At 39.3% G+C, this 21,467-nt stretch carries 16 protein-coding genes and 3 pseudogenes; 12 read left to right on the plus strand and 7 right to left on the minus strand.

Annotation, left to right across the window (positions count from 1 at the left end):
* The 4 genes and pseudogenes from yidC to rpmH form a co-directional block, all read right to left on the minus strand.
* Positions 1-1,067 (minus strand): annotated as a pseudogene (gene yidC, locus A2003_RS02125) (membrane protein insertase YidC); the annotation flags it as partial.
* Positions 1,068-1,072: 5 nt separating this feature from the next.
* Positions 1,073-1,393: a membrane protein insertion efficiency factor YidD gene (gene yidD, locus A2003_RS02130; RefSeq protein WP_004950001.1), complete on the minus strand. Its 321-nt coding sequence runs from the start codon at positions 1,391-1,393 to the stop codon at positions 1,073-1,075.
* 9 nt (positions 1,394-1,402) lie between these two features.
* Positions 1,403-1,798, minus strand: coding sequence for a ribonuclease P protein component (rnpA, locus tag A2003_RS02135; RefSeq protein WP_004950005.1), 396 nt, complete (start codon positions 1,796-1,798; stop codon positions 1,403-1,405).
* A 28-nt stretch (positions 1,799-1,826) separates the two neighbouring features.
* Positions 1,827-1,961 (minus strand): 50S ribosomal protein L34, encoded by a 135-nt coding sequence (gene rpmH, locus A2003_RS02140; RefSeq protein ID WP_000831329.1) that lies wholly within the window; start codon positions 1,959-1,961, stop codon positions 1,827-1,829.
* Positions 1,962-2,633: 672 nt separating this feature from the next.
* Between rpmH and dnaA the strand changes: the two genes are divergently transcribed.
* The 5 genes from dnaA to cybC all read left to right on the plus strand — a co-directional run bounded on the left by dnaA (position 2,634) and on the right by cybC (position 9,306).
* Positions 2,634-4,028 (plus strand): chromosomal replication initiator protein DnaA, encoded by a 1,395-nt coding sequence (gene dnaA, locus A2003_RS02145; protein ID WP_004914566.1) that lies wholly within the window; start codon positions 2,634-2,636, stop codon positions 4,026-4,028.
* A gap of 90 nt (positions 4,029-4,118) precedes the next feature.
* Positions 4,119-5,267, plus strand: coding sequence for a DNA polymerase III subunit beta (gene dnaN, locus A2003_RS02150; RefSeq protein ID WP_004914569.1), 1,149 nt, complete (start codon positions 4,119-4,121; stop codon positions 5,265-5,267).
* 27 nt (positions 5,268-5,294) lie between these two features.
* The gene (recF, locus tag A2003_RS02155) at positions 5,295-6,377 is read left to right on the plus strand and encodes a DNA replication/repair protein RecF (protein WP_004914572.1); all 1,083 of its coding nucleotides are present in this window, start codon (positions 5,295-5,297) and stop codon (positions 6,375-6,377) included.
* Positions 6,378-6,426: 49 nt separating this feature from the next.
* The gene (gyrB, locus tag A2003_RS02160) at positions 6,427-8,895 is read left to right on the plus strand and encodes a DNA topoisomerase (ATP-hydrolyzing) subunit B (RefSeq protein WP_286686744.1); all 2,469 of its coding nucleotides are present in this window, start codon (positions 6,427-6,429) and stop codon (positions 8,893-8,895) included.
* A gap of 21 nt (positions 8,896-8,916) precedes the next feature.
* Positions 8,917-9,306, plus strand: coding sequence for a cytochrome b562 (cybC, locus tag A2003_RS02165; RefSeq protein ID WP_004914578.1), 390 nt, complete (start codon positions 8,917-8,919; stop codon positions 9,304-9,306).
* An 87-nt stretch (positions 9,307-9,393) separates the two neighbouring features.
* On the opposite strand, the gene A2003_RS02170 is transcribed toward cybC, so the two are convergent.
* Both A2003_RS02170 and A2003_RS02175 read right to left on the minus strand, forming a co-directional pair.
* Positions 9,394-9,951, minus strand: coding sequence for a VTT domain-containing protein (locus tag A2003_RS02170; protein WP_286686745.1), 558 nt, complete (start codon positions 9,949-9,951; stop codon positions 9,394-9,396).
* A gap of 305 nt (positions 9,952-10,256) precedes the next feature.
* Positions 10,257-12,185, minus strand: a complete 1,929-nt coding sequence (locus A2003_RS02175) for an ATP-binding cassette domain-containing protein (RefSeq protein ID WP_151711383.1) — start codon at positions 12,183-12,185, stop codon at positions 10,257-10,259.
* A gap of 211 nt (positions 12,186-12,396) precedes the next feature.
* On the opposite strand from A2003_RS02175, the pseudogene A2003_RS02180 reads away from it, so the two are divergent.
* From A2003_RS02180 to erpA, 6 genes and pseudogenes are all read left to right on the plus strand, one after another.
* A pseudogene (locus A2003_RS02180) lies at positions 12,397-13,402 on the plus strand (putative solute-binding protein).
* A gap of 47 nt (positions 13,403-13,449) precedes the next feature.
* A pseudogene (locus A2003_RS02185) lies at positions 13,450-14,455 on the plus strand (putative solute-binding protein).
* A 223-nt stretch (positions 14,456-14,678) separates the two neighbouring features.
* On the plus strand, positions 14,679-15,680 hold the full coding sequence (locus A2003_RS02190) for a putative solute-binding protein (protein WP_005404003.1): 1,002 nt from the start codon (positions 14,679-14,681) through the stop codon (positions 15,678-15,680).
* Between the two features lie 215 nt (positions 15,681-15,895).
* Entirely contained in the window at positions 15,896-16,903 is a 1,008-nt protein-coding gene (locus tag A2003_RS02195) for a putative solute-binding protein (RefSeq protein ID WP_286686746.1), read from the plus strand.
* 277 nt (positions 16,904-17,180) lie between these two features.
* The gene (locus tag A2003_RS02200) at positions 17,181-18,185 is read left to right on the plus strand and encodes a putative solute-binding protein (RefSeq protein WP_004914600.1); all 1,005 of its coding nucleotides are present in this window, start codon (positions 17,181-17,183) and stop codon (positions 18,183-18,185) included.
* 123 nt (positions 18,186-18,308) lie between these two features.
* A complete protein-coding gene (gene erpA / locus A2003_RS02205) occupies positions 18,309-18,644 on the plus strand; it encodes an iron-sulfur cluster insertion protein ErpA (protein WP_004914604.1) in 336 nt (111 codons plus the stop codon).
* A 49-nt stretch (positions 18,645-18,693) separates the two neighbouring features.
* On the opposite strand, the gene A2003_RS02210 is transcribed toward erpA, so the two are convergent.
* Positions 18,694-19,827 carry an anhydro-N-acetylmuramic acid kinase gene (locus A2003_RS02210; RefSeq protein WP_286686747.1) on the minus strand — a complete coding sequence of 378 codons (1,134 nt, stop codon included), beginning with the start codon at positions 19,825-19,827 and terminating at the stop codon, positions 18,694-18,696.
* A 61-nt stretch (positions 19,828-19,888) separates the two neighbouring features.
* On the opposite strand from A2003_RS02210, the gene tyrS reads away from it, so the two are divergent.
* Positions 19,889-21,121: a tyrosine--tRNA ligase gene (gene tyrS / locus A2003_RS02215; RefSeq protein WP_005404005.1), complete on the plus strand. Its 1,233-nt coding sequence runs from the start codon at positions 19,889-19,891 to the stop codon at positions 21,119-21,121.
* Positions 21,122-21,467: the final 346 nt, after the last annotated feature.

A 21,467-nucleotide genomic window follows, 5' to 3' on the forward strand; every position in this document is an offset into this window, starting at 1 on the left:
AGTTCAGACTGAATTTTAGGGCCTGAATACAGTTTCGCATCCACTTCCATTGAGGTACCCGCAGGTACATTGATCACTGGAGAGGTGAAGCCGATGATATTCATACCATCAGTAGACTGGCGTGATTCCAGCTTGGCAGTATAAGGTTGGCCATCAGCTTGGGTAAGTTTTAAATTCCCAGGAATCCAGGCACTGACGAAATAATGCTGAACAATGGCCACCCAGCCGCCTTTGGCTTCGACATTCAGTTTTTCATCTGAGAAATTAGCAAATTTCAACTTATTATACGGCTCTTCAGGTGTACCCCATGCTCCACCTAGATAGGTACCTAGTGTGAAAATACCTTGAGAAGACTTCCCTGGATCATCAGAATTATCACGTTTCAGCTGACCAAACATTTGACCTTGCCAGTTTTGCTGGCTACGGTTGATGACTTGGTGCTTGACTGTAATCGGATAATCACCTTGCGTGAAGGTAAATGATTTGATGATCTCTACGCCTTCAGGTGTTTTGAAAACCAAAGGTACTGTTAAGACCTGTTGTTTTTTTCCATCCTGCGTCGTTATGCTTTTTGCATCAGCCAAAGTATATGTTGTTTTTTCAACATCATAAGTCGGACGACCACTACGGCTACTGTCAGGACCATTCAAACCTATTAAACCGGATTGAGCGACGTAAGTACGTTTCGCATCACTTTCAAGCATAACAAACGGCTTTTCGCTGTCTTTGCTTTCATCATGGCTTAGTAGTTCAACACGGACAATATCTCCACCTTTTGGGTTAATCCAAAGATGATAAAGATCCGTTTTAACAGAAATCAGTTGCTGATTCACAGATGACTTTTCTGTGGTTTGTGATGCAGTCACATTTGCTTGTGGCAAGTCTGAAGCCGCTGTTGCATTTTGAGCATTTGGCAAATCTGCAGATACTTCATGCGTGGTGACTGCTGCTGCTTGTTGCTGCGGAGCAGGTTGTGCATGACCATAATCTTTTTGCCAAGCCAAAATTAGCAAATATGCGGTAACAAACATGGCTCCAAGAATTGCAAATCTGGCCCATTGTTGCATATCTATTATCCCAAATGGTTAGAGAGATTTTGCTTGAGTAAACGATCACGAAAGGGTACAGCAACGTGATGCATTTGAGAATCTATTTGATGAAACGAAATAAAACGAAGTGCTTTGGGTGGTACTGGGTCATAGCCTGATCCACCCCATGGATGGCAACGACAAATCCGCTTGGTAGAAAGCCATACACCTTTTGCCGCACCATGCGTTTGTAAAGCTTCAAGCGCATATTGTGAACAAGTTGGAATATAACGGCACCGAGGCCCCAATAATGGACTGATTGCGATTTGATAACATCTTATCAACCAATGCAGTAGACGTACCATTGGAGATCTCTAATTTTGGAGGGAGGTCACAACGACTTTAGAATGCTTTTTTGCTAAACGTTGTAATTTTTGCCAAGCAAAATCTAATTGCTGATGTAATTCTTTATTCGCAATTGCTTCTATACCCACTTTAGGCATTACCACAATATCAATGTCTGCATCAAACTGTGCTTGATGTAAACGAAAGCTCTCCCGAGCAAGACGTTTTATTCGATTTCGCTCATGTGCACGACGCACCTTTTTTTTAGCAACGACAATACCCAAACGGCTATTCGGCTGTTCGGTTAATTTTGCTAAAAAAAGGAAATGGGGCTGGTGCACTTTAAAAAGCGCACCATCAAATACACTTTTATAATCTGCAGCACAACGAATACGAGATTCAGTGCCAAAACTGTAAAGTGCCATCACCCAAGTCTGGTCGGCTTAACAGTAATTAAACAGTTAAGCTGTGACGACCTTTCGCACGACGACGAGCTAAAACCTGACGACCAGCTTTAGTTGCCATACGAGCACGGAAACCATGAACGCGTTTACGCTTTAATTCAGATGGTTGGAAAGTACGTTTCATATCGAAACTCCCAAAAATGATCTTTCTATAAAGGTCCGCGATTTTATTGCGCAATCTTTATTCTGTCAATCAAAATGCAAAAACTTTACATATTGTTTGCTTTGTTTTACAGCAAGTTGATTGTTCTCAACTAAATATATGAAATTAAGAAAAATAATTATTCACAAGCTATCTATTTAAATTTTATATGAAATACCTTATATTCACACCATACCAACAAGGTTATCAACAATTCATTTTTGATTTTAAATTTAGTTCCGGTATTTTGAATTTAAATTTAAAACTTTTTAGTTATCCACATTTGGAATCTCACTTATAAGTAAATTCAAATTTTAAAATTTAAATTTATTACTATTAGGATTGATGTTTTTTGTGGAAATCATACTATTTTCATTTTTAATCATTAGATTACGGTGTGGATAAGTGTGTTTTTAATGGTTTTATGCTTTGTGGATAACTTTGGTGTTAAAAATATCCACAGCTTGTGCTAAAAGTTATTCACAAGTGCTTTTAAATTTAAATTTATAAACAAACGCTTTCTTTTTCGGCAAAAGTCCCATAAATTTGCCTGACAGATGTGGATAACTTGGTTAGAATGGCGACCCCTTCGAAAGGTGGGGTGTAGGCTTTTTTACTTTTTAAATTTAAAAAATGGATATATAGGGGATGCACATGCTCTGGACAGACTGCTTAACTCGCTTGCGACAAGAGCTATCTGATAACGTCTTTGCGATGTGGATTCGCCCGTTAGTTGCAGAAGAAGTGGATGGAGTGATGCGTTTATATGCACCCAACCCTTATTGGACTCGTTATATTCAAGATAATCATCTCGAGTTGATTTCTATATTGGCTGAACAACTGTCTGAAGGGCGAGTGCGTCAAGTAGAGATATTGGTAGATTCAAGACCTGGAACGATTTTATCTTCGAGTGAACAGCCTGCAACAACGACAGCTGCTTTGAGCACAGCAGTGCCTTCCCCAATGAAAGTAAAAAAAGAAGCTGAATTGGTTCAAGCGAATCCCCCAGTTTCTAAAATTCCTAAGAAAAGACAATTAAACCCTTTATTCACTTTTTCTTTATTTGTCGAAGGTCGTTCAAACCAGATGGCAGCTGAAACTTGTCGAAAAGTTTTAACGCAGCTTGGTGCATCGCAACATAATCCATTGTTTCTCTATGGCCCTACAGGTTTGGGTAAAACACATTTGATGCAAGCTGTCGGAAATGCGCTGTTACAAGCAAAACCGAATGCGCGTGTGATGTACATGACTTCTGAAAGTTTTGTACAAGACTTTGTAAGCTCTTTGCAAAAAGGCAAGGTTGAAGAATTTAAGAAAAACTGTCGTTCTCTAGATTTGTTATTGGTCGATGATATTCATTTACTTGCAGGTAAAGAAGCAAGTCTTGTTGAGTTCTTCTATACGTTTAACGCTCTGTTAGATGAATCCAAGCAAATTATTTTAACTTCAGATCGTTATCCAAAAGAATTAACTGAATTGGATCCTCGTTTGGTTTCTCGTTTTTCATGGGGTTTATCGGTGGGTGTAGAACCACCAGATATTGAAACTCGTATCGAGATTTTGCTTAAAAAAGCTGAAAATAGTGGTGTTGATTTACCTCGAAATTGTGCTTTATTTATCGCTCAACAAGTAGTGGCAAACGTTCGTGAACTTGAAGGTGCGTTGAATAAGGTTGTCGCTATTTCTCGCTTTAAAGGTACCTCTATTGATCTTGATGTGGTACGCGAATCATTGAAAGATGTGTTAGCGATTCGAGCGAGAACGATTAGTGTCGAGAATATTCAACGTGTCGTGAGTGAGTATTTCCGTATTCCCTTAAAAGAATTGGTTGGGCCGAAGCGTACCCGTATTTATGCTCGCCCTCGTCAGTTAGCAATGGGTCTAGCACGTGAATTGACAGGGGATAGTTTCCCTGAGATTGGAATGGCCTTTGGTGGTCGAGATCACAGTACGGTGATGCATGCTTGTGAAAAGGTTGTAAGTCTTCGCGAAGAAGATCCGATTTTTAATGAAGATTATAAAAATCTACTTCGTCTGTTACAAAGTTAAACTCATTTTCAGAGTTGCAAACTCGTTTTAAGTGCAGCATAGTACACTGCTAACATTTTTATCGGCTTCCGTTGTAAGAGGAATAAAATCGTGCGTTTGAAAATCGCTAAAGAAAGTTTACTCAATGTTTTGTCACACGTTGTGGGTGCGGTGGAGCGCCGTCATACGTTGAATATTCTTTCAAACGTTAAAATTCAAACCACACAGCAGGCCTTGACGATCACAGGTTCTGATTTGGAAGTTGAGTTGGTAGCCAGTACGACCTTAGCTGATGGTGCTTGTATAGAAGCAGGTGAAACGACGGTTCCTGCGCGTAAATTAGTCGAAATTTGTAAGTCACTTCCTAGTGCGGCTTTGATCGATTTACAAATCACAGAAGATCAACGTTGTATCTTGAAATCAGGTAACAGTCGTTTTGTATTGGGTACTCTTCCAGCTGAAGACTATCCACTACTTTCTACTGAGAATAGTTTAGGGACGCAAGTTCAAGTCACTCAGCGTGAACTCAAACGTTTATTTGAAAAGACTGCATTTGCTATGGCAGTTCAGGATGTTCGCTTTTATTTAACAGGAACATTACTAGAAATTGATCAAAATCAGTTGCGTACAGTGACAACTGATGGTCATCGTTTAGCATTGTGTGAGGTGTTAGCTTCATCAACAGCGACATCTTCAATTCAAGCGATCGTTCCTCGCAAGGCAGTAGGGGAGTTACAACGTTTGCTCAGTATTGAAGATGAACAACTCACTTTATTAATCGGTCGTGAGTTGTTGAATGTAACTATCAATACACCAAGTCGAGATAAGGAACAGGGTGATATTACAGTTCGTTTTACGACTAAGTTGATTGATGGTAAATTCCCTGACTATCGCCGTGTGATTCCTCGTGGTGGTGACAAACATGTGTTGATTGCACATGATGTGTTTAAGCAATCGCTACAACGCGTTGCAATTTTAAGTAATGAGAAATTACGTGGTGTTTTCTTGAATTTTAGCCAAGATACATTGCAATTACGCGCCAATAACCCTGAACAGGACGAGGCGAGTGAAGATTTGGTCATCCAATATCAAGATGCACCTCTTGAAATGTCTTTTAATGCTCAATATATCCTTGATGTGTTGAGTGTTCTTGATGGTGATGATGTGCGAATGAGCATGACAGAGGCGAATCAGTCGGTATTGGTACAAGATCCTGCACATCCTGATCAAACTTATGTTGTTATGCCTATGCGAGTTTAATTTGCATTGTTGTATTAGGTTTAAATCATGCAAATCACGCGTTTAAATATAGAACGTGTACGAAATTTGAAGACGGTTGCACTCACTGAGTTGCAGCCGTTTAATATTTTCTATGGTGCGAATGGTTCTGGAAAAACATCAATTCTAGAGTCTATTCATTTGTTAGCAACTGGACGCTCTTTTCGCACGCATATTCCAAAACATTATATTCAGCATCAGTGTAATGATGCGATCGTATTTGCTCAGTCCGCAACCGAACGTGTGGGCATGAAAAAACTCATTTCTGGTGAGCAATTAATTAAGGTCAATGGCGATACGATTGCAACGCAAGGGCAGTTAGCAAAGTTGCTCCCTTTGCAGCATATTGATCCGCAAAGTACTGATATTATCGATCATGGTGCTAAACCTCGTCGTCAGCTCTTGGATTGGTTGATGTTCCACGTGGAACCTGAGTTTTATTTTGCTTGGCAGTATTATTCACGTGCTCTGAAACAACGAAACAGTTTATTAAAAACACGTCGAAATCTCAGTTTGTCTGAACTTGAGCCGTGGAACAAAATGCTCAGTGAATATGGTGAAATTTTACATTCACAACGGATCAGTATCGTTGAGCAATGGAATCAATATTTTCGTGAGGATTTACAGCAGCTTTTGCCAGATATTGATATTGAACTCGAATACTATTCAGGATTTCATACTGAGCAAGGGTTGTTTCAAGACCTTATTCAACAGCATCAAAAAGACCTTGAGCGTCGATATACTGAATACGGTCCACATCGTGCTGATTTACGTCTAAAAACCCCACAAGGTAACGCTGATGATGTGTTGTCTCGAGGGCAAAAAAAGTTGTTAATCATGGCATTAAAACTGTCACAAATTGCAATGCTACATGCGAGTAATAAGGAAACTGTGGTATTATTAGATGATCTGACAGCAGAGTTAGATGTAGCTGCACAACAACGTTTAATTGAGCGACTGAGTCAGTTAGGAAGTCAGGTTTTTCTGACCACCTTAGACCATGCGTCGGTATTAAAACACTTACATGATTTGTCGATTTCCTTTCAATTGTTCCATGTTGTACACGGTCAAGTCAGTCTTGCTGCACCATAATTTTATTTCCTCATTTTTGGATAGATTCGATATTAACTAGGGAGTAACCATGAGTTCAGAGTCTCAATCAGTCTCTCAAACAGAACAAACAAATGAAAAGGCTTATGATTCCTCTAGCATTAAAGTATTACGTGGATTAGACGCGGTTCGTAAACGTCCTGGTATGTACATTGGGGATACCGATGATGGTACAGGTTTGCACCATATGGTGTTTGAGGTGGTGGATAACGCGATTGATGAAGCACTAGCAGGTCACTGTGATGAAATTCTAGTGACGATTCATGAAGATGAATCTGTTAGCGTATCTGATAATGGTCGTGGTATTCCGACAGATATTCACCCTGAAGAAGGTGTATCTGCGGCAGAAGTGATTCTGACTATCCTGCATGCAGGTGGTAAATTTGATGACAACAGTTATAAAGTTTCTGGTGGTCTACACGGTGTTGGTGTTTCAGTTGTAAATGCCCTGTCTAAAAAATTACATTTGACCATTCAACGTGCAGGTCAAATTCATGAGCAAGAATATTGCCATGGCGATCCTCAATATCCATTGAAGGTCGTGGGTGAAACAGATAAAACAGGAACAACTGTTCGTTTCTGGCCAAGTGAGCTTACTTTTAGTCAGACCATTTTTAGTGTGGATATTCTTGCACGTCGTTTAAGAGAGCTTTCTTTCTTGAATGCGGGTGTGCGTATCGTATTACGTGATGAACGCGTTAATCTCGAAAATGTTTATGATTACGAAGGTGGTTTATCAGAATTCGTTAAATACATTAACGAAGGCAAAACACATCTCAATGAAATTTTTCACTTCACGACTGATGCTGACAATGGTATTGGTGTAGAGGTGGCATTGCAGTGGAATGATAGCTATCAAGAGAATGTTCGTTGCTTTACCAACAATATTCCACAGAAAGATGGTGGTACTCACTTAGCAGGTTTCCGTGCGGCTTTGACCCGTGGTTTAAACAGCTACATGGAAAATGAAAACTTACTCAAAAAAGAGAAAGTGGCTGTTTCAGGTGATGATGCTCGTGAAGGCTTGACTGCAATTATTTCAGTAAAGGTTCCTGATCCAAAATTCTCTTCTCAAACCAAAGAGAAGTTAGTTTCGAGTGAGGTTAAACCTGCTGTTGAACAAGCAATGAATAAAGAGTTTTCAGCTTATTTGCTTGAAAACCCTCAAGCAGCAAAATCAATCGCGGGCAAAATTATTGATGCAGCTCGTGCACGTGATGCAGCTCGTCGAGCGCGTGAAATGACACGTCGTAAGAGCGCTTTAGATATTGCAGGTTTACCAGGGAAATTAGCCGACTGTCAGGAAAAAGATCCAGCATTGTCTGAACTGTATCTAGTCGAAGGTGACTCTGCGGGCGGTAGTGCCAAGCAAGGTCGTAACCGTAAGATGCAGGCTATTTTGCCGTTGAAAGGTAAAATTCTGAACGTTGAACGAGCACGTTTTGACAAGATGATTTCAAGTCAGGAAGTCGGAACTCTGATTACAGCTTTAGGCTGTGGTATCGGTCGTGAAGAATACAACCCTGATAAATTACGTTATCACAAAATCATTATCATGACCGATGCGGACGTTGATGGTTCACACATTCGTACCTTGTTGTTGACTTTCTTCTTCCGTCAAATGCCAGAATTGGTAGAGCGTGGTCATATTTATATTGCTCAGCCACCTTTGTATAAATTAAAGAAAGGTAAGCAGGAGCAATACATCAAAGATAATGATGCATTAGAAACCTACCTTATTTCGAATGCGATTGATGAACTTGCTTTGCATATAAGTGCAGATTCACCTGCGATTACGGGTGAAGCTTTGGCTAAAGTTATCGCAGACTATCAAGTGTCGCAAAAAAGCTTGCAGCGTTTAACACTACGTTATCCTGCGAGTTTGTTAGATGGTCTGCTTGAACTAGAAGCTTTTAAAGCGGATCACAATCATGAGCGTGATTATGTTGAGTCTTGGGCAGAACAATTACGTGCTGCAATTGAGAAACTCCAACCAAGTTTACGTCCAGAGATTTCTTTAGAATCATTTGAACGTGAGAACTCACACGGCCAGAAATCAGCTCATTATTGGCCACGTGTCACCGTGTATGTACATAACTTGCCACATTCATATTTGCTTGACGCAGGATTGTTAAACTCTGCTGAATATGCACGCTTACTGAAGAATGCGAAGAGCTGGTTTACGTTGCTCGAAACGGGCGCTTATTTGCAGAAGGGTGATCGTCGTATTCAGGTGAATAGTTTCCATCAAGTATGGCAGCATATTTTGCAAGATTCTCGTCGCGGCATGATGATCCAACGCTATAAAGGTTTAGGTGAGATGAATGCTGAGCAGCTTTGGGAAACCACAATGGATCCTGAAAACCGTCATATGCTCCAAGTGACGATTGATGATGCCATTGAAGCTGATCGTATGTTCTCTTGTTTAATGGGTGATGATGTTGAACCACGTCGTGCATTTATTGAAGAGAATGCCTTGAATGCAGATATTGATGCTTAAGCGCTAAAAAGGATATTTTCAATGAAAAAAGGATTTTGCTTAGCTACTTTATTTGCAAGTGTGTTGATGTTCAATCAAGGTGTATCTGCTCATCAACTTGAAACAGATATGCGAGTATTGGCTAAAAGTATGACGGCTTTTGCTCAAACTCAGGATTTAGCAGAAGCGAAGAAACAATTGATGCTTATGCGCAAAGCAGCTGTTGCTTCAAAGGCTTCTTCACCGCATAAGCTTGAAGGTGTGTCTAAAGATGATGAACAGCTTAAAGCATATCAACATGGCTTAGATCTATTGTTAGCTCAAATTGATTCAGTCAATGCTTTGGTTGAAAAGGGGCAGCTCGAACAAGCCAAAGTACAGGCACTAGAGTTGGTTAAATTGCGCAATGAGTATCACCAACAATTTAAATGATACTTAGATTAACTTTAAGATCATTATAAAAAAGAGCTTAAAACTAAACTGGTTTTAAGCTCTTTTTTGTTCCACGTGGAACCTTTGCTATTGGTCAACTAAATCATTCACCTGAATTAAGGCATGACCAAATAAATATCCAGCCGTGACTAAAACACTGATCCATAACAATGCGCCTAAAACGTTATAGACTACGAAACGCATATAGTTCATGTTGCCAGAGCCCGCTGCTAAAGGGGCAAAAGAGCGCGCAAAAGGAATAAAACGTGCGAGAAGAATCGTTTTACCACCATGAGTTAGGAAGAATGTATTAGTCTTTCTTAAATATTCTTGTTTGATAAAGCGTGAATCCATTTTATAAATACGATCACCAAAATGACGACCAATATGATAATTCACCATATAGCCCAATGTTGCGGCCACAAACAATAAACTAATCATATAGCCAACATGCATCATTTCAATGACTGAGCAGAGTGCACCAACAGTGAGTAATAAACTATCACCAGGGAGGAAGAACATAAAAACAAAAGCGGTTTCTGCAAATATAATTAAAAAAAGAATAGCGTAGATCCAAACGCCATATTCTTGGATCAAGATTGGAAGAAAATGTTCAAAATTAAAAATAAAATCTAAAGAATTCATTCAGTTTGTATGAGTCCAAATCGGGTACTTACCAAATTGAAGTACAAAAAATATTAAGAAAGTAGACGTTTTAAACGTCAATCGAAAGTCACAACTTTAGAATGATGGGAGCTGAGTATATCGAGCCTAAACACAAAGCTCAATTTTTGAGGAAATTTCCATTTTTTAATTTAACTGAGTAGATAGAAAAAAACATGGTATTTAAATGTGGATTATCGATGTAATTGAGTTTAGTTTCTATTTTTCTTGTATTGATTAAATTGAAAAAACCTAACCACACATTTGGTGTGGTTAGGGGATGTTACTTAGTTTTCAAATGAGCCTTCAAGTTCCTCTAAACTCATCATGAATTCTAGTAATTGCTCTTCAAAACTTTCCAATTTGGCTTTGAGTTCATTTTGTTCATTCATGAGCTTCATGAGATCATTTTTGCGATTTGCTTCATAAAGCGTCGTGTCGCCTAGAAGTTCTTCGATCTCAATGAGTCGTGGTTGAATTTTACCAATCTGTGATTCGACTTTTTCCATGTCTTTTCGGATAGGTCGAGTCAGTTCACGACGGCGAGCAGCTTCTTTACGTTGAGCTTCTTTATCAACTTTAGGAGTAGCAAATTGAGATGAATTACTCTCTTGTTGTGAAGCACTCTGTGCATTTATTTGTTGTTGGCGCGCTTCACGTAACCATTTTGCATAGTCCTGAAGATCACCTTCAAACTCTGTGCATTTTCCTGCATGAACAAGTAACAAATCATCGCACACACTTGCAATCAATTGACGTTCATGCGAAACCAAGACCACCGCACCCTCAAAATCTTGCAATGCCATGGTCAAAGCGTGGCGCATATCTAAATCTAAATGGTTAGTCGGTTCATCTAGAATCAGTACATTAGGACGTTGCCAAACAATTAAAGCTAAAGCTAGACGAGCACGTTCTCCACCAGAGAAGCTCTCACATGGTGTGTCCATGCGTTCACCACTGAAGCCAAAGCCACCCAAGAAAGAGCGTAAAGACGCTTCACTGATTTGTTTATCTGCGATACGTGCCAGTTGAAGCATTGGGCTTGCATGCGCGTCTAAAGCATCCATTTGATGCTGAGCAAAATAACCGATATTAAGAAGTTCAGAAGCTTTACGCTCTCCAGCTAATAGTGGCAAGTCACCAACCAAGGTTTTGATTAGAGTGGATTTACCTGCGCCATTTATTCCGAGTAAGCCTATTCGAGAGCTTGGCGTAATCTGCAAACGAATTTTTTCAGCGATGACTTTGTCACCGTAACCGATCGTTGCACCATCAAGACTGAGTAATGGGGAACTCATTTTGGTCGGTTCACGGAAGCTAAAGGTGAAAGGTGTATCCACATGTGCAGGTGCTAATTGCTGCATACGTTCTAATTGTTTAATCCGACTTTGGGCTTGGCGGGCTTTGGTGGCTTTTGCTTTGAAACGATCAATAAATTTCTGTAAATGAGCACGTGTTTCTTGTTGCTTCTCAAAAGCTTGTTGTTGTTGTGCTAAACGTTCGCTTCGTGTGGTCTCAAATGTTGAGTAATTTCCTGTATACAAGGTTAATTCTTGGTTTTCGATATGCAGAATATGATCAGTGACTGCATCCAAGAAATCACGATCGTGTGAGATTAAAACCAGAGTACCCTCATAAGCTTTAAGCCAGTCCTCAAGCCATAAAATTGCATCTAAATCTAAATGGTTGGTTGGTTCATCTAATAATAATAAATCTGAACGACTCATCAGTGTTCTAGCAAGATTAAGTCGCATGCGCCATCCACCTGAAAAGCTGGCTACATTTAATCGAATTTGATGATCTAAAAAGCCTAGTCCAGCCATCAGTTGTGCTGCTTTAGCAGGGGCAGCATAACCATGAATTTCATCAAAACGACCATGAAGCTGTGCCAAATCCTCATTACTTAATTGATCAGGATGCGCGAGCTTTTCTTGAATCGTCCAATACTCTTCGTCACCGGAAAGTACGAAGTCGATGGCAGGAATATCTAAGGCTTTAATTTCTTGTGCCATATGAGCCACTGTCCAAACAGACGGACGACTTAGATTTCCCTCATCAGCGACTAAATCACCTAAAAGTGCTGCAAATAACGTAGATTTTCCTGCGCCATTTACGCCTGTGAGACCAATTTTCCAGCCTGGATGAAGTTGCATAGATGCTTTTTGGAAGAGAACGCGCCCACCACGGCGTAAAGAAACTTGGTCAAATTGGATCATGAGTATGCAAAATAGCGAATAGATAGCCACATTTTAAGGTGATCCGAAGCGATTGCAAATTTTTATATGAATTTATGCAAAGCTGAAATCAAATGCATTTAGATGATAAAAATAGAGTAAAAACTCTACTTCTGTGTTTAAAATCAGATTATTATTTAGTTTAGATGAAAAAATAAGTAACAAGACCAAAACTATACGACAGCAATTCAGGATGAATAAGGGAATTTTGGCATTGGGGGCAATGTTAATTTTGGGGGTAAATACATCATCAAATGCGGCAAAAGTTTGTGTATTTGATCTATTAGGTAAGTCAGGAGAGGCTTACAAAATGATTGAATAGTGGGCGTTAGCTGCAAAAGTTTGGCGTGGTGATATTGATCTGATCAGTTACCAAAATGAAGCTCAGGCTGAAAAGGATTTTCAACAAGGGAAATGTGATGGCGTGTATATGACTTCTATGCGCGCGCGAACTTACAATAAATTTGCTGGGTCTGTTGATGCAATTGGTGCAGTTCCAACCTATGCAATAGCCCAAAAAGCAATCAGCTTTGCCTTAGATAAACGTAATCAGCGCCGTTTGGTAAGTAGGGACGGAAATCAGAGCTATGAAGTTGCAGGTACATCAGAAATTGGTTTGGCATATATCTTCGTCCGAGATAAAAAGATCAACACCATTGAGAAAATCAAAGGGAAAAAATTTGCGGTGCTAGGATATGACGAAGCACAAAAAATTGTTGTTCGAAGTCTAGGTGGGCAAGCAGTATTGTCAGATATTTCGGATATCGCAAAGAAATTTAATAGTGGTCAAGCTGACATCATGGCAGCACCAGCCTACGCATATAAGCCTCTAGAGCTATATAAGGGGCTTGGAGAGGATGGAGCAATCATTACCTTTCCAGCTGTAAATATGACAATGGATCTGATTATTCGTCCTGAAAAATTTTCGAGTAATTTTGGACAAAACTCACGAGATTGGTTTCTTGGACGCTTAAAAAGTAATTTCACCTTGATACAACGCATGGAAGCGGATTTACCTGCAAAATACAAAAATTAATTTAAGTCAGGAAGATAAAACCCGTTATCAACAAATTCTACGTGAAGCATGAATCAGTTTAACCAAGCGTGATATTTATGATTCAACCATGATGAGTGTTTTAAAACGTGCACGTTGCATGGTTGAACGCACAAACTTTGAATGCAGTCTTGGTGGTGAATAATTTTTTGTTTTTTTAAAGTGTGTTTTTATTTTTTTATAGGGGGAAAAATGAAAAAGGGGCTATTTGCTTTATCAATCTTAACATTGATGGGGTTTGCAACGACTGTTCAAGCAAAACAAAAAGTATGTGTATTTGATTTATTAGGAAAAGCAGGTGAAACATTTGGAGTGACGCAAGAATGGGCTGTCACGGCTAAAAATTGGCAAGCTGAAATTCAATTGATCCCATATCAGTATGAGGCGAAGGCACAAAAAGACTTCGAGTCAGGAATCTGTGATGGTGTGTATATGACCTCTATGCGGGCCCGCAAATACAATGGTTTTGCAGGTTCGATTGATGCGATTGGTGGTGTGACCAGTAATGATGTAGCACAAAAGGCGATTAGTTTTGCTTTAGATAAACGCAATAAGCACCGATTACTGGCAAAAGTTGATGATCAAAACTACGAAGTTGCTGGCATTTTACAATTTGGTTTGGCTTATGTATTTGTACAAGATAAAAATTTAAATACGATCGAAAAAGCCAAAGGAAAAAAGTTTGCCTATCTTCACTACGATATAACTCAAAAAGCAGTAGTAGATAGTTTACAAATGATTTCAGTACCTTCAGAAATCTCTGATTTTGTAAAAAATTCAATAGCAAGCAGGTCGATGTAATTGCTGCACCTGCGTACGCCTATAAGCCACTCGAGATTGAAAAAGGGATTGCAAAGTCGGGTGTCATGTTTACCTTCCCAGTTGTAAATATCACAGGAGATTTAATTATTCGTCCTGAAAAGTTTCCTGTTAATTTTGGATTAAAGTCACGGGAATGGTTTGTTAAGCAGCTACCGAAAAACTTTACGATAGTTAAACGCCTAGAAGACTCTATACCCGCGAAATATAAATTGAGCTTAGGCAAAAAAATGAGGTTCGCTATCAACGAATACTAAGAGACGAACGTATTAATCTGACGAAACAAGGTGTATACGATCCGATTATGATGAGTGTTCTAAAAAGAGCACGTTGTACTGTAGAACGCACAAACTTTGAATGCTCCTTAGGTGGTGAATAGTAAATATCCTGATCCTAGTTCTGAATTAGTCCAAATATTTCAATCAAATGCTTTGCTATGAGACATCGTCAATTGACTCTTTAGAAAGTGTGATCAGGATAGTTAAATATCTGAAAAACCCGACATATGTAGACAAAAGGACTAGGCTTTTAAATAAAACCTGACTATATTTGTCCTTAGCTGGTGGAAAAATATGCAAAAACAGCAATTAAGGGAAAACAAGATGAAAAAAGGACTTTGGGCACTGAGCGCTGCAACGCTTTTTGCCATGACCACTTCTGTGCAGGCAAAACAAGAAATTTGTGTATTCGATTTGTTAGGAAAGGCTGGGGAGTCTTATAAACTGATTGAAGAGTGGAAGCTTGCATCAAAAACTTGGCAGGGTGACGTTGAGTTAATTGCTTATCAAGATGAACAAAAAGCTGAACAAGACTTTGATGCTGGTAAGTGTGATGGGGTATACATGACCTCAATGCGTGCGCGTAAATATAACAAATTCGCTGGTTCGATTGATGCTGTGGGTGCAGTAACGAGTAATGCAATTGCGCAAAAAGCAATTAGTTATGTGCTCGACAAACGTAATAAAAGCCGTCTGACTGCAACCGTCAATGGAGAAAAATACGAAGTTGCGGGAATCATTGAAGTCGGTCTTGCCTATATTTTTGTGCGGGATAAACGAATTGATACGATAGAAAAAGCGAAAGGAAAAAAATTCGCTTATTTGCATTACGATCAGGCACAAAAAACAATTGTTGAAAGCTTAGATCTGATTGCTGTGCCATCCGATATTTCTGATTTTGTGAAAAAATTTAACAGCGGTCAGGTCGATGTAATTGCTGCACCAGCATATGCCTATAAACCGTTAGAAATTAGCAAAGGATTGGCAAATGGTGCTTTGTTTAATTTCCCTGTTGTGAATATCACAGGTGATCTGATTATTCGTCCAGGTAAATTTCCTGCAAATTTTGGTACTCAATCGAGACAATGGTTCATCAATAAACTTCCAAGTAACTTTGCCATGGTGCAACGTTTAGAATCAGGCATGAATGCCCGAAAAATTAACCTATCGAATGAAGACAAAGTACGCTATCAAAAAATGTTACGAGAAGGGCGTATGAATCTAACAAAACAAGGCGTTTACGATGCTACTATGATGAACGTACTCAAACGTGCACGTTGTACTGTTGAACGTACAAACTTTGAATGTACATTGAGTGGAGAATAGAAGTTTTACGTTATTTCAAATCGTGAACCTTAGCGTACAACTTTTGACTTATCACAAAAATGTCTAATAAAAGAAGTGGATGATATAAAAAAGGACAAATATTAAACAATCCTGACATAAAAATAGAGTACAAGCTCTATTTTTTTTCAGAAAACATGATTAATATTTGCTTCGAACAAGGAGACAAACATAAAGTTTGTGAAAGGATGAAAAATATGAAAAAAATTGCATTAGCTATTGCAGCAACTGCGATGATGGGCATGTCAGCATCTGCTCAAGCAAAAATCGATGTGTGTGTATTCGACTTATTAGGGAAGTCAGGTGAATCATACAAAATGATGCAAGACTGGGCACTTGCTGCAAAAGGTTGGGGTGCTGACGTTAACCTTCTAGCAATCACTGATGAGCAAGTTGCTGACAATAATTTCAAGGCTGGTAAATGTGCTGCTGTAGCAATGACAGCAATGCGTGCTCGCCCATACAACAAATTCGCGGGTTCTATCGATTCTTTAGGTGGTGCGCCGAGCAATGAAATTGCTCAACGTGCGATTACTTTCGTTCTAGATGCTCGTAATGCTGCGAAGATGACGACTAATCTTGGTGGTAACAAATATGAAGTAGCGGGTATCTCTCCATTGGGTGCTGCGTATATCTTCGTACGTGACAAGAACATTAACTCAATTGAAAAAGCTGCTGGTAAGAAATTCGCTGTATTGGGTTACGATGATGCTCAAAAAATCATGGTACAACGCGTAGGCGCTCAAGCAGTACTTTCTGATATTTCTAACTTCGCTGCTAAATTTAACAATGGTCAAGTTGATATGGTAGGTGCGCCTGCTTATGCATACAAACCATTAGAATTGAGCAAGGGTTTAGGTACTAATGGTGGTATCTTCAACTTCCCAGTTTTACAAGTAACTGCGGATCTTGTTATTCGTCCAGAAAAATTCCCTGCTGGTTTTGGTCAAAAATCTCGTGATTACTTTGTGAAGCAACTTCCAAAAGCATTCGCAATGATCAAACGTTACGAAGCTGAAATTCCAGCGAAGTACAAAATGAACTTAAGCGCAGAAGATACATTGAAGTATCAAAAATTATTACGTGATGGTCGTATGGATTTGACTAAGCGTGGTATTTACGATGCAGGTATGATGTCTGTATTGAAAAAATCTCGTTGTTCAGTGAACAAATCAAACTTTGAATGTGCATTACCTGGTGAATAATCAGTAATTGCCAAAAATGACACTTAAAGCCTAGATTTATCTAGGCTTTTTGTTTTTTTGTGATCGTCATTTAAGTCATAGCCTTTACTTTAAAATCTCGTAATCATAATGAGATAAAAATCAAATGAAATCGTGAAGATTAAAATATATTTTGATCAGAAAGATTTACGATTGATGATGAGGGATTTCGTTTATATACCATTAGGGAATTAAACGTGGTTCTACGATTTTGGGTGTGATGTCACAACAATCACCAAAATGCAAAGGAAAAAAAAACATGCAATGGTTTAAAACATTAATGCTTGCAACAGGTGTTGCAGTCGTATCCGCAGGCGCTCAAGCAAAGCAAACAATCTGTGTATTTGATATTGTTGGTAAAAGTGGCGATGTTTACGCACTTATGAAAGATTATCAGCTCGCTGCAAAGACTTGGGGCGCTGATATCGAATTGAAAGTTGGCACCAATGAGGCTGTAATTGCTGAAGACTTTAAAGCTGGAAAATGTGATGGTGTTAGTATCACAGGAATGCGTGGTCGCCAATTCAATAAATTTACAGGTTCTCTCGATGCAATTGGCGCAATCACTGACTTAAAACTTGCAGTTAAAGTGATGCAAGGTCTTGCTAGCCCAGTGTTCGGAAAATCGATGGTCAATGGCAAATATGAAGTTGTCGGTGTGATCCCAGTCGGTGATGCTTATTTACTTGTTAATGATCGTAATATCAATACGGTGGCAAAAGCTGCAGGTAAGAAAATTGCGGTATTAGACTATGATGAAGCACAAAAAATTATGGCTTCACAAGTCGGAGCGCAGGCTGTAAGTTCAGATATTACAAACTTTGGTGCAAAATTTAATAATGGTCAGGTTGATATTATTGGTGCGCCAGCAGCTGCATTTAAACCTTTGGAATTGCATAAAGGTTTGGGTACAAAAGGCGCAATTGTGAATTATCCGATCTTACAAGTGACAGGTAATTTGATTATTCATCCAGATAAATTCCCAGCAGGATTTGGTCAAAAGTCACGCGAGTGGGTTAAAAGCCAACTACCACGTGCATTTGGTATCCTTGGTAAAATGAAGGCGGATATTCCGCAAAAATATTGGATGGAAGTTCCTGAGTCCGATAAGCCAGGCTATCAAAAACTTATGCGTGAATCACGTATTAACCTGACAGCAAAAGGGATTTACGATAAACGCATGATGAAGCTTTTGTGGCAATTCCGTTGTAAAGAAAATCCAAAGAATTTTGAATGTGGCTTACAAGACGAAAACTACAAATAATCTTGTAAAAGTATTTTGAATAGCCCTTTAAAACTTCAAATACAGACCTAATATTGAGTATGCTATACTGAATATCGGGTCTTTTATGTATGAAAGACAAAGAAAAGTCGAGGAATATCCATCATGAACGCACAAGCTCTTGAATTGTCAGATAATGCTGCCAAAAAAGTTCGCCAATTACGCGAAAGTGAAGGGAATAATGATCTTATGTTACGTGTCTATGTAACAGGTGGAGGTTGTTCTGGCTTTTCTTATGGTTTTAACTTTGCAGAAAGTGCCAATGAAGACGATGCTGAATTTACCAATGGTGATGTCAAAATGTTGGTTGACTCATTAAGTTATCAATATTTAGTCGGTTCAGTCGTTGATTATCTAGAAGGTTTGGAAGGTTCACGTTTTGTTGTACAAAACCCAAATGCAACAACGACGTGTGGTTGTGGATCTTCTTTCTCGATTTAAGTTTAAAAAAATATAAAAAAGCTTCTCGATACGAGAAGCTTTTTGCTATTTACACCGCAGTAATTGTCCCCAAGATACGATTTCCTGATGCACCCGTGACAGCTGGTAAATTACCACTGAGTTGCTTCATAAAACGCATCGCTAACCAAGCAAAAGCTGTGGCTTCAACCCATGTTGGAGCAAGACCCAACGCATCTGTAGTTTGCACAGACCAATTATGCTTGCGCAAACGCCAGCGTAGTTGTTCAAGTAAATATGAATTATATGCACCACCACCACAGACATAAATTTCACCTGTCGGCATAGCATCTTTACTGCGATAAATTGCTTTCTTAATTGCACGAGTTGTCAGTTTCATTAAGGTTGCTTGAACATTCTCTGGTGTATCTTCAAGTTCATCGTATTCTAAATCACTTCGCCAATCGCTGAGCTGCTCATCCAACCACTCTAAATTAAAGTCTTCACGACCCGTACTCTTCGGAGGTTCTTTTGCAAAAAATTCGTGTGTTTGTAAACGATCTAGCAATGAGCGAATGGGATTGCCGTATGCAGCCCAGTCACCATTCTCGTCATATGGATGACCTGTATGACGATGACACCATGCATCCATCAAAATATTGGCTGGACCTGTATCAAATCCATATACGCCGTCCGGATTGTTTGCAGGTAGCATACTGACATTTGCAATTCCGCCCAAATTTAAGATGACGCGATGAATACTGTCATGCTGAAACAAGGCCTGATGGAAAGCAGGAACTAAAGGTGCACCCTGACCACCAGCAGCCATATCCCGACGTCTAAAATCCGAAATAACAGGAATTTGAGTGATTTCAGTAATAATATTGGGATCACCAATTTGCAAGGTAAACCCATGTTCAGGACGATGACGAATGGTCTGCCCATGTGAGCCAATGGCTTTAATTTGATTTCGGTCTAAATTATTTTGTTTGATCAGTTCATTGATACCATGTCCAATCATCTGTGCCAGAGCCACATCGGCTTTGCCCATACGATCGATTTCGTTATCATCAGGCAAAGTGAGCGCCATCAATTCGTCACGTAACGCTGGATCAAACGGAACAGTCAGGGTTGCGTGCAAAGTTAAAGGATTAAAAGAAGCTGCAACAATATCAACACCATCCATGCTTGTGCCAGTCATTACACCAATATAGATTGCGCTCATATACAACTTCCCCTGCAAGACGCTGAAAAAATGTTAGTATATCGCACAAATTGAATAACTGATGTGTTTAGGTTTTGTGATGTCAAATTTCTTGCCCGCCGAAGAACAGCTTGCTCTCATCCAACGAGGCACGCACGAGATTATTTCTGAAGAAGATTTATTGAAAAAACTCAAAGAGAATCGTCCACTACGTGTAAAAGCAGGCTTTGACCCTACGGCTCCTGATTTACATTTAGGACATACTGTTCTCATCAATAAGTTAAAAACCTTCCAAGATTTAGGGCATGAAGTCACATTCTTAATCGGTGACTATACTGCGATGATTGGTGACCCAACGGGTAAAAGTGCGACACGTCCGCCGTTGTCAAAAGAACAAGTCCTTGCCAATGCAAAAACATACCAAGAACAAGTCTTTAAGATCTTAGATCCAAATAAAACCAAAGTCCGTTTTAACTCAGAATGGTTCAATCAGAAGTCTGCAGCTGATTTGATCCAATTGGCGAGCCAACAAACCGTATCACGTATGTTAGAACGTGATGACTTTACTAAGCGCTATAACAATCATCAGCCAATTGCCATTCATGAGTTCTTATATCCATTAGTACAAGGCTATGACTCAATTGCACTTGAAGCAGACGTTGAGTTAGGTGGTACAGACCAGACCTTTAACTTATTAATGGGGCGTACCTTGCAAGGTCGTTATGGTCAAGAATCACAAGTGTGTATTACAGTACCTATTCTTGAAGGTTTAGATGGCGTAAATAAGATGTCTAAATCTTTAGGCAACTACATTGGCGTGTTCGACACACCAGGTGCAATGTATCAAAAAATCTTGTCGATGCCAGATAGTTTAATTGAACGTTACTTTGATCTACTTAGCTTTAAGTCATTAGATGAAATTAAAGTTCTACTTGAGGAAATGGCTGCAGGTCGTAATCCACAAGAAATCAAACGCATCTTAGCACTTGAGCTTGTTGAACGTTTCCATGATGCAGAAGCAGCAGAAAATGCGCATAAGAGTGCAGGGAATCGAATCACTGAAGGTGAAGTTCCTGAAGATACGCCTGAAGTAACCATTTCTCGTGCTGAATTTGGTGGTGAATTATTTATTGCAACTATTTTACGTGTGGCGGGTTTAAATCCGAATGCAGCATCAGCTAAAGATGCCGTTGGACGTGGTGCAGTTAAAGTCGATTGGAATGTTGTGGATATGAGTTTCTCTGTAAAAGAGAATGGAACTTATATTATTCAGTCTGGTAAAAAAGCCATCGCCCGTGTGACGTTTACTGACTAATACGGCAATGGAAAAAATAAAAAGCAGGCCGTGAGCCTGCTTTTTGTACATAAATAGATCATAAAAACAACGAAAACATCAGATTTGTAGAAAAAAGAAACATGCAAAAGAAAATAATAAAAAACAGGGTTGCAAGCGTTTAGAAATGCTGTAGAATGCACATCCATCGGCGGTGATGCGGATAAAAACTTGTTGAGAAACAAGGATTTGGCTGAAGTGGTTGGATTCTTGGGTTGGTTAATAAGTTTTAAAAATATCTAAATTACCTGTTGACTTTAAAGAAATTTAGAGTAACATAGCCGACCTAGCTTGATGATGACGAATCATCGAGAAGATCATTAAGAGA

The organism is Acinetobacter sp. GWC1_38_13 (assembly GCF_001767535.1).
Lineage (GTDB): Bacteria > Pseudomonadota > Gammaproteobacteria > Pseudomonadales > Moraxellaceae > Acinetobacter > Acinetobacter junii.

Coding starts and splice junctions, on each gene's coding strand:
- yidD (WP_004950001.1), bottom strand. CDS start 1,393: ATGGTACGTCTACTGCATTGGTTGATAAGATGTTATCAAATCGCAATC.
- rnpA (WP_004950005.1), bottom strand. CDS start 1,798: ATGGCACTTTACAGTTTTGGCACTGAATCTCGTATTCGTTGTGCTGCA.
- rpmH (WP_000831329.1), bottom strand. CDS start 1,961: ATGAAACGTACTTTCCAACCATCTGAATTAAAGCGTAAACGCGTTCAT.
- dnaA (WP_004914566.1), top strand. CDS start 2,634: ATGCTCTGGACAGACTGCTTAACTCGCTTGCGACAAGAGCTATCTGAT.
- recF (WP_004914572.1), top strand. CDS start 5,295: ATGCAAATCACGCGTTTAAATATAGAACGTGTACGAAATTTGAAGACG.
- gyrB (WP_286686744.1), top strand. CDS start 6,427: ATGAGTTCAGAGTCTCAATCAGTCTCTCAAACAGAACAAACAAATGAA.
- cybC (WP_004914578.1), top strand. CDS start 8,917: ATGAAAAAAGGATTTTGCTTAGCTACTTTATTTGCAAGTGTGTTGATG.
- A2003_RS02170 (WP_286686745.1), bottom strand. CDS start 9,951: ATGAATTCTTTAGATTTTATTTTTAATTTTGAACATTTTCTTCCAATC.
- A2003_RS02175 (WP_151711383.1), bottom strand. CDS start 12,185: ATGATCCAATTTGACCAAGTTTCTTTACGCCGTGGTGGGCGCGTTCTC.
- A2003_RS02190 (WP_005404003.1), top strand. CDS start 14,679: ATGAAAAAAGGACTTTGGGCACTGAGCGCTGCAACGCTTTTTGCCATG.
- A2003_RS02195 (WP_286686746.1), top strand. CDS start 15,896: ATGAAAAAAATTGCATTAGCTATTGCAGCAACTGCGATGATGGGCATG.
- A2003_RS02200 (WP_004914600.1), top strand. CDS start 17,181: ATGCAATGGTTTAAAACATTAATGCTTGCAACAGGTGTTGCAGTCGTA.
- erpA (WP_004914604.1), top strand. CDS start 18,309: ATGAACGCACAAGCTCTTGAATTGTCAGATAATGCTGCCAAAAAAGTT.
- A2003_RS02210 (WP_286686747.1), bottom strand. CDS start 19,827: ATGAGCGCAATCTATATTGGTGTAATGACTGGCACAAGCATGGATGGT.
- tyrS (WP_005404005.1), top strand. CDS start 19,889: ATGTGTTTAGGTTTTGTGATGTCAAATTTCTTGCCCGCCGAAGAACAG.